This window comes from Flavobacterium sp., from assembly GCF_043780635.1.
Classification (GTDB): Bacteria; Bacteroidota; Bacteroidia; order Flavobacteriales; family Flavobacteriaceae; genus Flavobacterium.
The window spans coordinates 1-8295 of sequence record NZ_JAYWCK010000146.1; the positions used below are offsets into that span (position 1 = coordinate 1).

Annotated in this window: 8 protein-coding genes and 1 pseudogene; all 9 read right to left on the reverse strand. The window is 34.7% G+C overall.

Going from position 1 to position 8295, the window contains the following annotated elements:
* Positions 1-149: 149 nt before the first annotated feature.
* Positions 150-1022 carry a succinate--CoA ligase subunit alpha gene (sucD, locus tag ACH2BV_RS13320; protein ID WP_395051233.1) on the reverse strand — a complete coding sequence of 291 codons (873 nt, stop codon included), beginning with the start codon at positions 1020-1022 and terminating at the stop codon, positions 150-152.
* Positions 1023-1096: 74 nt separating this feature from the next.
* A complete protein-coding gene (locus tag ACH2BV_RS13325; protein WP_395051234.1) occupies positions 1097-1459 on the reverse strand; it encodes a nuclear transport factor 2 family protein in 363 nt (120 codons plus the stop codon).
* Complete coding sequence (locus ACH2BV_RS13330; RefSeq protein ID WP_395051235.1) at positions 1456-2391, reverse strand: UDP-3-O-(3-hydroxymyristoyl)glucosamine N-acyltransferase; 936 nt, start codon at positions 2389-2391, stop codon at positions 1456-1458. Before ACH2BV_RS13330 ends, ACH2BV_RS13325 begins: the two co-directional genes overlap by 4 nt.
* Positions 2392-2459: 68 nt before the next feature.
* Positions 2460-3026, reverse strand: coding sequence for an elongation factor P (gene efp / locus ACH2BV_RS13335; RefSeq protein ID WP_395051237.1), 567 nt, complete (start codon positions 3024-3026; stop codon positions 2460-2462).
* 65 nt (positions 3027-3091) lie between these two features.
* Positions 3092-3877 (reverse strand): acyl-ACP--UDP-N-acetylglucosamine O-acyltransferase, encoded by a 786-nt coding sequence (gene lpxA, locus ACH2BV_RS13340; protein WP_395051238.1) that lies wholly within the window; start codon positions 3875-3877, stop codon positions 3092-3094.
* Positions 3878-3893: 16 nt separating this feature from the next.
* Positions 3894-5282: a bifunctional UDP-3-O-[3-hydroxymyristoyl] N-acetylglucosamine deacetylase/3-hydroxyacyl-ACP dehydratase gene (locus ACH2BV_RS13345; RefSeq protein ID WP_395051241.1), complete on the reverse strand. Its 1389-nt coding sequence runs from the start codon at positions 5280-5282 to the stop codon at positions 3894-3896.
* The gene (gene lpxD / locus ACH2BV_RS13350) at positions 5275-6321 is read right to left on the reverse strand and encodes a UDP-3-O-(3-hydroxymyristoyl)glucosamine N-acyltransferase (protein ID WP_395051239.1); all 1047 of its coding nucleotides are present in this window, start codon (positions 6319-6321) and stop codon (positions 5275-5277) included. The genes ACH2BV_RS13345 and lpxD overlap by 8 nt, the downstream gene beginning before the upstream one ends.
* A gap of 40 nt (positions 6322-6361) precedes the next feature.
* Complete coding sequence (locus tag ACH2BV_RS13355) at positions 6362-7591, reverse strand: HD domain-containing protein (protein ID WP_395051240.1); 1230 nt, start codon at positions 7589-7591, stop codon at positions 6362-6364.
* A 144-nt stretch (positions 7592-7735) separates the two neighbouring features.
* Positions 7736-7975 (reverse strand): annotated as a pseudogene (locus ACH2BV_RS13360) (murein L,D-transpeptidase catalytic domain-containing protein); the annotation flags it as partial.
* Between the last annotated feature and the right edge of the window lie 320 nt (positions 7976-8295).

Sequence of the window (8295 nt, forward strand, 5' to 3'; positions counted from 1 at the left end):
ATGTCTCTTATGAATGTGTTCGCTCATAAAACAAAGATAATAATTTTACTTACCATCGAACCCCGAAGCAGAGCTTCGAGGAATTCTTTTGATTAAATAAAATACCCCACGAAAACAGTGAGGTATTAGATTTTATCCTGTGTTTTAGATTATCCTAAAACTTCTTTTACTTTTTTTCCAATTTCAGCAGGAGAGTCAACAACGTGAATTCCACATTCTCTCATAATACGTTTTTTGGCTTCGGCTGTATCATCAGCACCACCAACAATTGCACCTGCGTGACCCATTGTTCTTCCTTTTGGTGCAGTTTCTCCTGCAATAAATCCAATTACTGGTTTACGGTTTCCATCAGCTTTGATCCATTTAGCAGCATCGGCTTCTAATTGACCACCAATTTCACCAATCATAACGATACATTCGGTTTCAGGATCATTCATAAACAATTCGATGGCATCTTTTGTAGTAGTTCCAATGATTGGATCTCCACCAATACCAATGGCAGTAGTAATTCCTAATCCTTGTTTTACAACTTGGTCAGCCGCTTCATAAGTCAAAGTTCCAGATTTAGAAACGATACCAACAGTTCCTTTTTTGAATACAAAACCTGGCATAATACCAACTTTTGCTTCTTCTGGTGTAATTACTCCAGGACAGTTTGGCCCTACTAATCTACAATCTCTATATTTAATATAATCGTTTGCTTTTATCATATCGGCAACAGGAATTCCTTCTGTAATAGCAATAATCACTTTGATACCGGCATCAGCAGCTTCCATAATTGCATCAGCAGCAAAAGCCGGTGGTACAAAAATAATAGTAGTATCAGCTCCTGCTTGATCTACGGCGTCTTTAACTGTATTAAAAACCGGACGGTCTAAATGGGTTGTTCCGCCTTTTCCAGGAGTAACTCCACCAACAACATTAGTACCGTATTCAATCATTTGAGAAGCGTGGAATGTACCTTCACTTCCTGTGAATCCTTGAACAATTATTTTGGAATCTTTATTAACTAAAACACTCATGATATATTTTTTATGTAGTTTCTTTAATTGTTGTGCAAAAGTAAGGTTTTGTATGTGAAATTCGAGAAATTTAATTAAGAAAAATGACTCATTTGATAACCTCTAAATAATTTACCTTCTTTTACTTCCCAAATCGCGAAAAAATTACCCATCAGCATTTCTTCGCGCGGATTTTCAATCGTTTTTACAAAATGGGAAAAACGTAAAGAAACTAAATTTTTTTCTTGAATAATGTGGCTAATTCTAATTTTAGACCGAATATAGGCTTTTGCCAATTGGTCAGTCAGTGACAAAAAATCATCGTAATTCATTTGAATAAAACCTTGGCTGCTATTCCAATCCATTAAAACTTCTGGATGCAATAACTCACTAACCGTTTTTCTATCCAAGAGAACATCAGATTTGTAGAAATCTAAAACTATATCTTTTGGCTTCATAATTCTTTTAATTTATTGAGTATTTCCGGTATTTTTTTAATATAGGCAAGTTGTTTCAGTTTTTCACGAGATTCTTCTATTGGTGTACCAAAATAAGTCTTACCTCCTTCAACCGATTTAGTAACTCCGGTTTGACCTAAAATTACTGCCTTCTCACCTATTGTTATTCCGCTTGTGGTTCCTACTTGTCCCCAAATTGTGACTTCATCTTTTATTATTACACAACCTGCTATTCCTGTTTGAGAAGCAATCAAACATTTTTTTCCAATGACGGTATCGTGTCCAACATGTACTTGATTGTCAATTTTTGTGCCTTCGCCAATGGTTGTATCTCCAGTAACTCCTTTGTCAATGGTACAGAGTGCACCAATTCCAACATTGTCTTTGATTACCACTCTTCCTCCAGAAATTAATTGGTCATATCCTTCTGGACGTTTTTTATAATAAAAAGCATCTGCTCCAAGAATAGTTCCAGCATGAATAATCACATTATCGCCAATTACCGTATGGTCATAAATGGAAACATTTGAATGAATCAGACAATTTTTTCCAATGACAACCTGGTTTCCAATAAAAGAATTAGGTTGAATTACTGTTCCTGCTCCAATTTTGGCGGAAGCCGAAATAGCTACATTAGAGAACTGAAAAGGTTTGAAATGATTTGTTAATGTATTGAAATCCCTAAAAGGATCGTCCGAAATCAATAATGCCTTCCCTTCAGGGCAATCTACATTTTTATTAATCAAAATGGTCGTTGCTGCTGAGTTTAACGCTTTATCGTAGTATTTTGGATGATCAACAAAAACAATATCACCAGATTCTACAACGTGAATTTCGTTCATTCCATAAACGGGAAAATCAGCATCACCAACGAATTCACTGTTGATAATAGCTGCTATTTCCTTTAATGTATGTGTTTTATTGAATTTCATAATTTAGTATTCAGTTTTCAGTATTCGGTATTCAACTTGACTGCAAACTGAATACCGAATACTGCCAACTATTCCTTAACTCTTTCCATGTAATTTCCAGAAGTAGTATCGATTTTTATTTTGTCGCCTTCGTTGATGAATAAAGGCACATTTACTGTCGCTCCAGTTTCAACAGTAGCTGATTTTGTGGCATTTGTAGCAGTATTTCCTTTTATTCCTGGCTCTGCATAAGTCACTTCAAGTATTACAGATGCTGGCATATCTACCGAAAGAGGTAAATCAGTTTCTGTGTTGATGCTTACCATAACATTTTCGCCTTCTTTCAATAATCCTGGGGAGTCTAAGATGTTTTTATTCAAAGAAATTTGTTCGAAAGTTTCCACATTCATAAAATGAAATTCATCTCCTTCAGGGTATAAATATTGGAATTTATGATTTTCAACTCTAACTTCTTCAATTTTGTGTCCAGCTGAAAAGGTGTTGTCCAATACTTTTCCGTTAGTCAAGCTTCTTAACTTAGTTCTAACAAAAGCAGGTCCTTTTCCAGGTTTAACATGAAGGAATTCTATAATTTTATAGATGTCATTGTTGTATTTTATGCACAATCCGTTTCTTATATCTGATGTTGATGCCATTTAATTTGTTTGTTTAATTTTGTTTAAAGTTTATTTTGTTTAAAGTTATTCTTTCGATTCTTAATTTAATAATTCCCAGAATAGCCTTTCATCACTCCTCGTGATGAATTTCTGATGAAATCAATAATTTCATCTCTTTCAGGAGTTGCTTCCATTTCAGCTTCAATAATACCTAAAGCTTGTGTTGTATTGTAATTTTTTTGGTATAAAATCCTGTAAATTTCTTGAATTTCTCTTATTTTTTCAGTTGTAAAACCTCTTCTTCTTAATCCAACAGAATTTATTCCAACGTAAGACAATGGTTCTTTTGCTGCTTTTGTAAATGGTGGAACATCTTTTCGAACCAAAGAACCTCCAGAAATCATAGCGTGATCACCAATATGAATAAATTGATGAATCGCTGCTAGCCCTCCAATAATTGCAAATTTACCTACAGTAACGTGACCTGCAAGTGCTACTCCATTTACAATTATGGCGTTATCACCTATATGACAATCATGGGCAATATGCGCTGTTGCCATAACCAAACAATTATTTCCAAGAGTTGTCTGACCAGAAGCTATTGTTCCTCTATTTATAGTTACGCATTCTCTAATAGTACAATTGTCCCCAATTATTGCCAAAGAATCTTCTCCGCCAAACTTTAAATCTTGCGGGATTGCAGATATTACTGCCCCCGGAAAAATATTGCAATTTTTACCTATTCTTGCACCTTCCATTATGGTAACATTTGAACCTATCCAGGTTCCATCACCTATAATAACGTTATTATGAATAGTGGTAAAAGGTTCAATAACTACATTTTTTGCAATTTTTGCCCCTGGATGAACATAAGCTAAGGGTTGATTCATCTATTATCTTTTTAAATTATTGTTTTTTAGCTATTTGAGCCATCAATTCGGCTTCAGCTACCAATTTTCCATTAGCATAAGCATTGGCTTGCATATGACAAATTCCTCTTCTGATAGGAGTAATTAAATCACATTTAAATATCAAGGTATCTCCAGGCAGAACTTTATGTTTGAATTTTACATTGTCAATTTTCATAAAATAAGTCAGGTAATTTTCTGGATCCGGAACAGTACTCAACACTAGTATCCCTCCTGTTTGTGCCATTGCTTCAACAATTAAAACTCCCGGCATAACCGGGGCTCCCGGAAAATGACCAACAAAGAAATTTTCGTTCATTGTTACATTTTTCAATCCAACTATATGACTTTCAGACATTTCGATTATTCTGTCTATCAACAAAAATGGTGGTCTATGCGGAAGCACAGCCATAATTTTGTGAATATCCATCAAAGGTTCCATATTTAGGTCGTAAACCGGAACATGATTTCTTTGTTCGATTTTTATGATTTTGGCCATTTTTTTTGCAAACTGAGTATTTACAAAATGGCCTGGTTTATTTGCAATTACTTTCCCTTGAATTCTGGTTCCAATTAAAGATAAATCACCAACTACATCCAGTAGTTTATGTCTTGCAGCTTCATTTGGATAATGCAAAGTTAAATTATCTAAAATACCATTAGGTTTAACTGTTATTTCGTCTTTTCCAAAAGCTACTTTTAAGCTATTCATTGTTTTTTCGGAAATTTCCTTATCAACATATACAATAGCGTTATTCAAATCGCCTCCTTTTATTAAACCGTCATCTAAAAGTGATTCCAGTTCATGCAAAAAGCTAAAAGTTCTTGAGTCGGCAATTTCTGTTTTAAAATCAGCAATTGTTTTCATCGTAGCATTCTGGGTGCCCAATACTTTTGTGCCAAAATCAACCATAGCAGTCACACAGTAGTTCTCACTTGGCATAACCATAATTTCACTTCCGGTTTCTTCATCAGTAAATGAAATAATTTCTTTTACTACATATACCTTTCTTTTGGCTTCTTGTTCATGAATTCCTGCTTTTTCGATGGCTTCCACAAAATATTTTGAAGAACCATCCATAATAGGAAGTTCTGAAGCATCTAATTCAATAATTATATTATCTAAATCACAACCAACTAATGCTGCCAAAACGTGTTCAGGGGTTTGAATTTTAACTCCTAATTTTTCTAAATTTGTTCCTCTCTGCGTGTTTACAACGTAATTTGCATCTGCCTCAATAATAGGTTGGCCCTCTAAATCTTTTCGAACGAAAGTAAAACCATTATTAATTGGCGCAGGTTTGAAAGTCATCTTAACTTCTTTTCCTGTGTGTAATCCAACGCCTGTAAGTGAAATTTCTGTTTTGATGGTCTTCTGTTTAACCATTGTTTCCATTTTTTTGGTTTAATATTTGTTTTTTTAATTCTTCTATTTCAGTAACAATTTTTGGTAAATTCTTGAAATGAACATAAGACTTACTAAAATCGTTGTATCCAAATGTTGGACTTCCCTGTAAGACTTCATCATCTTTTATATTTCTGCTGACACCTGATTGCGCCTGAATTCGGACATTATTCCCGATTGTCAAATGTCCCACAATTCCTACCTGACCTCCAATCATTCCGTTTTTGCCAATTTTTGTAGAACCAGCAACTCCTGTTTGTGCAGCAATCACGGTATTCTCACCAATTTCGACATTATGTCCTATCTGGATTTGATTGTCCAGCTTCACACCTTTTCTTATAATTGTAGAGCCCATTGTGGCTTTATCTATCGTTGTATTTGCTCCAATATCCACATTATCTTCTATAATAACATTTCCTATTTGAGGGATTTTTGTATAAGTTCCATCTTCATTTGGCGCAAAGCCAAAACCGTCTGCTCCTATTACTGCTCCGGAATAAATCACGCAATTGTTTCCAATGATGGTTTCCGAATGCACTTTTGCGCCGGCAAAAATAGTAACATTATCGCCAATTACCACATTTTCTCCAATGAAACAATTTGGATAAATCTTTACGTTCTCTCCCAAAACCACATTCTCTCCAATGTAACTAAAGCATCCCAAATATAAATTTGCACCGTATTTCACACTTCCCGCAATAAACGAGGGTTGTTCTATTCCTGTTATGTTTGCTTTTCTTGCCTGGTCGTAAAATTCGAGTAATTTAGTAAAAGACATATAGGCATCCTCCACTTTAATTAGCGTGGTGGCCAATTCCCCTTCAGGAACGAAAGTTGAATTTACTATAGTGATGGTTGCCTGTGTAGTATAAATATAAGGTAAGTATTTTGGGTTTGACAAAAAAGTGATTGAACCATTGGAACCTTCTTCGATTTTAGACAATTTATAAACTTCGGCATTGGGATTCCCAATAACTTCTCCGTCTAAGACACCCGCTATTTGCTCTGCTGTAAATTTCATCTGGACAAAAATATAAAAAATAGATTTTAAATATTGGTTTTTACACAAGTTGTTTTGGGAAACATATATAATATTTGGTCACAAATTTAGACAAAGACTTCAAATTCAATTGGTCAGAGGCTTCAACGACGTCTTCAATTGATTTGTCTTTTTTCAGAATTCGTATGGGTTCAGCTTCTTTACTATAAGCCTGATTTTTTATTTTACCTTTAAAAATGAAATAATTGGTTTCTGCCAAAGTAATATTGTTTTCCAATGCAAAGCGATCTTTTAGAACGTGTAAATCTTCAGTTGGAACTTTTTCATCGCTCACTTTTATTTTTAATAAATCCCTGTTGATTATCATTTTACTCAAGGACGACAGTATGAAATCATCATGCTTTTGCCAAGATTTTAAAGCGCTAATAATATCAAAATCATCTAATTGGGAAAACAAATCGAGGTTTTCGCTGTCGAAAGTTTCTATTGTAATTTTATGCTGCATAAAGAACATTAAAGGTTCACTACAATGCAAAATTATTCCTTTTTCCGTAAGTTCTTTAGCGCGTTTCAGGACTTTCGTCAAAATTAATTCGGCAACCAAACTAGTTTTGTGCAAATAAGCTTGCCAATACATCAATCGTCTGGACATTAGGAATTTCTCTACGGAATAAATCCCTTTTTCTTCAATGACCAGAACATCATCCACCACATTCATCATCTGGATTAACCTTTCGGAATTGACATTTCCTTCTGCTACGCCCGAATAAAAGCTGTCGCGTTTCAGGTAATCCATCCTATCCATATCGAGTTGGCTGGAGATGAGTTGCAACATAAATTTCCTATGGTAATCCCCTTGAAAAACCTGAATAGCCAAACTCAATTGGCCTTCAAATTCGATGTTTAACTGGTTCATAAACAAGAGCGAAATCTCTTCGTGATGGACATCTTCGACAATGCTTCTTTCCATTGCATGCGAAAATGGTCCGTGACCAATGTCGTGCAACAAAATAGCGATATACAAGGCATTTTCTTCTTCGGGCGAAATAGAAACTCCTTTAAAACGCAACACATCAACGGCTTTTTGCATAATGTGCATACAGCCTAGTGCGTGATGAAAACGGGTATGATTTGCACCGGGATAGACCAAGTAGGACAATCCCATTTGGGAAATGCGTCGCAACCGTTGAAAATAAGGATGCTGGATTAAATCGTAAATTAAGGCATTTGGGATGATAATAAACCCATAGATGGGATCATTGAATATTTTTAGCTTATTGATTTCGCTCACAATAACTTGGTTTTGGGTAACAAATATAAGGAAATTAAAGGGTAAAGAAAATTTTACTTTGAAAATCCAATTTGGCGGGTTTTAAGAAGTAATACTCCTATTTTGTTGCCGAGTTTGCCTAATCATAATGGCAGTGGCACACAATTAATAGTAGATATCTAAAATGATTTTTCTTTTAGAATTGTCAATTAATTTCTCAATTCTGTTATAGTATATTTCGTTTACCATTGGGCAACCCATACTATGACAAATAGGTCTATTTTGTTCTTCATAAGGAACCTGATTATACTTATGCAAAACAATACTTCTTGCTAAAGCATTACTGTTTGTTGGGTCTAAACCGTATAATTTATAGGATTTGCCATACTGTCCCACGTAATTACTCCCAACATAGTATTTGCCTAATGCAGTACAATAAGAACTGTCATTGTTACTGAATTTTAGTTCGGGTTTGTTACAACATCAAACGCAGTATCAATATACTGGGCGTTCCCGATCTGATAGCCAAACTCAAAAAATGGAACTCACCTTACAAGGCAAAAGTATTGTTTTGGCTAAAAGCGACCTATTTGAAGCTTAATTTACCCTTTGTTTTCTGCCAAACTAATTAGTTGCCTAAAAAAAATAGCCTGCTGTAAAAGGCTTTATTTGAATTGTAGTACAGGGAAATTTTATTAAAAATGAGGTTTTTTCACAGCCTGACG